This is a genomic window from Solimicrobium silvestre (assembly GCF_002976435.1).
In the GTDB taxonomy this organism is placed as follows: Bacteria; Pseudomonadota; Gammaproteobacteria; order Burkholderiales; family Burkholderiaceae_D; genus Solimicrobium; species Solimicrobium silvestre.
In genome coordinates this window covers 1-4,056 of sequence record NZ_PUGF01000050.1, presented here as the reverse complement: position 1 = coordinate 4,056, position 4,056 = coordinate 1, and the positions used below count along the sequence as shown (strand labels likewise).

General features: G+C 41.3%; 1 protein-coding gene. It reads left to right on the top strand.

Going from position 1 to position 4,056, the window contains the following annotated elements; all coding sequences use genetic code 11:
• Positions 1-158 precede the first annotated feature (158 nt).
• Positions 159-3,788: a trifunctional transcriptional regulator/proline dehydrogenase/L-glutamate gamma-semialdehyde dehydrogenase gene (gene putA, locus S2091_RS23600; protein ID WP_105534429.1), complete on the top strand. Its 3,630-nt coding sequence runs from the start codon at positions 159-161 to the stop codon at positions 3,786-3,788.
• The last annotated feature ends 268 nt before the right edge of the window (positions 3,789-4,056 follow it).

Genomic DNA, 4,056 nt, shown 5'->3' with positions numbered 1-4,056 from the left:
GTAATGGATAAATGCCCTCTCTTTTTAAAAACGGTTTGACTACATATAAAGAGCGGAGCATTAGACTACGTTATTGATAAAAAGTTTCTTTGTGGTACATAATTATTTATCATATTTTTCATTTTTGCTTTATAGCTCCTCACTGTCTCCCAAACAAAATGACCCAACCTTTCACATTTTTACACTCGGAAGTATTAGCACAGCCAACCGCATTACGACTTGCCATTACGAACGCGTATCGACCTGACGAAGCACATGCCGTACAAACTTTATTAGATCAGCTGACCCCATTTGATCATGCGCCTATCCAGGTTTTAGCAAAAAAACTAGTGAAAGAGGTTAGGGAGCAACGTACTCGCGCTTCCGGAGTTGATGCGCTAATGCATGAATTTTCACTTTCTTCCGAAGAAGGCGTGGCATTAATGTGTTTGGCGGAAGCCTTATTACGCATTCCAGATCACCAAACAGTTGATCGTTTAATTGCTGACAAAATAAGTAAGGGCGACTGGCGCAAGCATTTAGGTGAATCACCTTCCTTATTCGTCAATGCGGCGACTTGGGGTTTATTGGTTACAGGAAAACTGGTTTCAACCAATAGCGAACGCGGATTAGCTTCGGCATTATCAAAACTCATTTCCAAAGGTGGCGAACCGTTAATCCGTAAAGGGGTTGATCTAGCAATGCGTATGTTGGGCAACCAATTCGTCACCGGACAAACAATTGAAGAAGCATTAAAAAATAGCCAGGAAAATGAAAAACGCGGCTATCGTTATTCCTACGACATGCTGGGCGAAGCGGCGCTCACGGCAAAAGATGCCGCTTTCTATTTTTCGGCGTATGAAACCGCGATACATGCGATCGGCCGTGCTGCCGCTGGCCGCGGGATTAAAAATGGCCCGGGAATTTCGGTTAAATTGTCCGCACTTCACCCACGTTATTCACGCGCGCAACGCAGCCGCGTTATGGAAGAATTATTACCTGGCTTAAAAAAATTACTAGTTCTGGCGAAACAGTACAACATTGGCTTTAATATTGACGCTGAAGAAGCCGACCGCCTGGAATTATCGCTAGATTTAATCGAAGCGCTGGCATTCGATGCTGATTTGGCTGGCTTTGAAGGTTTGGGAATTGTGATCCAGGCTTATCAAAAACGCTGCCCTTATGTACTCGATTTTTTAATCGATTTAGCGCGCCGTAGTAAGCAAAAATTTATGGTGCGTTTAGTGAAGGGCGCTTACTGGGATTCTGAAATTAAACGCGCCCAGGTTGATGGAATGAGCGGTTATCCGGTTTATACCCGCAAGGTGTATACCGACGTTTCTTATTTACTTTGTGCTCAAAAATTACTTGCTGCAACCGACGTTATTTATCCGCAATTTGCAACCCACAACGCGCTGACGTTAGCCACCATTTATACCTGGGCCGAGCAGCAAAAAATTACCGATTACGAATTCCAGTGCTTGCACGGCATGGGTGAAACCTTGTACGACAAAGTTGTTGGTGCCGATAAATTAAATCGTCCCTGCCGTATTTATGCGCCAGTCGGTTCACATGAAACGTTGTTGGCTTATTTAGTGCGTCGTTTACTTGAAAATGGTGCAAATTCATCGTTTGTAAATCAGATTGTCGATGAATCTATTTCTTTAGATTCTTTAGTAGAAAATCCAATTACGGTGGCTGAAAAATTAGCCGGCTTACCGCATTCTGGAATTCATTTACCGTTAAATTTATTTGGCCAGGAACGTAAAAATTCTGCCGGCTTTGATTTTTCAAATGAACAAAATCTTCGGGTGTTGTCGCATGAAATAACTCAATTCTCTTCGCATAAATGGCATGCAAAACCGCTGTTACATGGCATTGCTAATGCAACGACGAGTCATGTTATTACCAATCCTGCTTTGCATACCGATATTGTCGGGCATGTCATTGAAGCTAATAGTCATGATTTAGAAATTGCCTTGCAAGCGGCTGCTACCCATGCCAATGAATGGAATAAAACATTACCTAAAGATCGTGCAGCCTGCTTGAATAAAGCCGCTGATTTACTTGAGTCAAATCATGTTGAATTTATTGCTCTGGCAATTCGTGAAGCCGGTAAATCATTTCCGAATGCGGTCGCAGAAGTCCGCGAAGCGGTCGATTTTTTACGGTATTACGCTGCGCAAATTTTAGTGATCTCAACGACTAACGCTTTAGGTCCGGTCGTTTGTATTAGTCCTTGGAATTTCCCTTTAGCGATATTTTTAGGCGAAGTAAGCGCTGCATTAGCGGTTGGAAATGTTGTATTAGCTAAACCGGCAGAACAAACACCATTAATTGCTTTCCGCGCCATTCAATTACTGCATAAAGCGGGGATTCCAACCACTGCATTGCAATTTTTACCTGGTCGTGGCGAAACGGTCGGCGCTAAGTTAGTTGCTGATATTCGTGTTAAAGGTGTGATATTTACCGGCTCAACCGAAGTTGCCCAATTAATTAATCAAACATTGGCGAAACGCTCGGTTGCTGAACAATGCGAAATTCCTTTGATTGCTGAAACTGGCGGTCAAAACGCATTAATTGTTGATAGTAGTGCTTTACCTGAACAAGTTGTTCAGGACGTATTGAGTTCCGCGTTTGATAGTGCAGGGCAACGCTGTTCTGCATTGCGCGTGCTTTGTTTGCAGCACGATATTTTCGATAAAACCATGCAAATGCTGTATGGCGCAATGCAAGAATTACGTATCGGTAATCCTGATCGGCTTTCTATTGATATTGGCCCAGTGATCGATTTAGAAGCTAAAAATAAATTGTTATCCCATATCGATGAGCTACGTCCAAATGCGATTTCATTCCATCAGTTACCACTTTCTGAAGAATGCAATGAAGGACATTTTGTTGCGCCGACCGTAATCGAAATATCTTCTTTAGCCGCCTTAAAAAATGAAACATTTGGTCCTGTTTTGCATGTAATCCGTTATAAGCGCGATGAATTACCACAACTAATCGAACAAATTAATCAAACTGGTTATGGCTTAACGTTAGGCGTTCATTCACGAATTGATGAAACTATTCAATATGTGATTGAGCATGCGCATGTCGGCAATATTTATGTGAACCGGAATATTGTTGGTGCCGTGGTTGGTGTTCAACCGTTTGGCGGCGAAGGAAAATCTGGTACCGGCCCAAAAGCTGGCGGACCGTTGTATTTAAAACGCTTGCAACAACATAGCAATGATCAAATTCACGGCCACAGTGTATTTGAACGACCATCTTCCGATTTGCTGAATACGTTGCTCGTTTGGTTAAAAACTCACGGACATGAAAAACTCGCTGTATTTGCAGAACACTATGCATTAACGACACCACGAAAAATGAGTTTAGTTTTACCAGGACCGACTGGCGAGCGAAATACATTAGCGTTTGCACCACGAGGGCGAATTTTCTGTGCAGCAAGCAATGTGAATACATTGTTAAATCAACTTGCAGCAGTTCTTGCTACTGAAAATATTCCTGTTATGTCTAATGCAACCTTAAGCTTAATTCCTGCTAGTTTGCCTGATATTATTAAAAACGCTATTCAAGTTAGTGAAGTTGATGCGCTTCTTTCTCAGGTGGCTTTAATAGAAACATCATTGTTGGCGTCTTTAAGACCGGTGATTGCATTTCAGGAGGAATGGATAACCACGGTGGTTGAAACCTCTGAAAACGAAGTGGTGCCTCTCTGGAGGCTGTTAGCTGAGCGTGCAGTTTGTATTAATACGACTGCTGCAGGTGGAAATGCGAGTTTGATGACATTAAATAGTTAAATTTTTAATAATTAATATTAAAAGCATCCTTCGGGATGCTTTTTTTTCGACTGAAGCTTTATCGGTATGAAGACTCATTAGCTTGGTTTTAAACCTCCTAGAACGATTTTTTTATGTAATTCCCTATCAAGCCATGTTTTTATTTTTTAAATGCTTCTAAGGACTTTAAAAGCTTAATTTCTGTATTTGGTTTTGATTTTTAATTTTTTTTGAGAATGAAATTTTTACAGTTTTCCTTTTCTCTTTCTTTATTTAATAAGTATATATA

Bases quoted from the DNA above. Each gene is read 5' to 3' on its own strand.
- putA (WP_105534429.1), top strand. From the start codon at position 159: ATGACCCAACCTTTCACATTTTTACACTCGGAAGTATTAGCACAGCCA.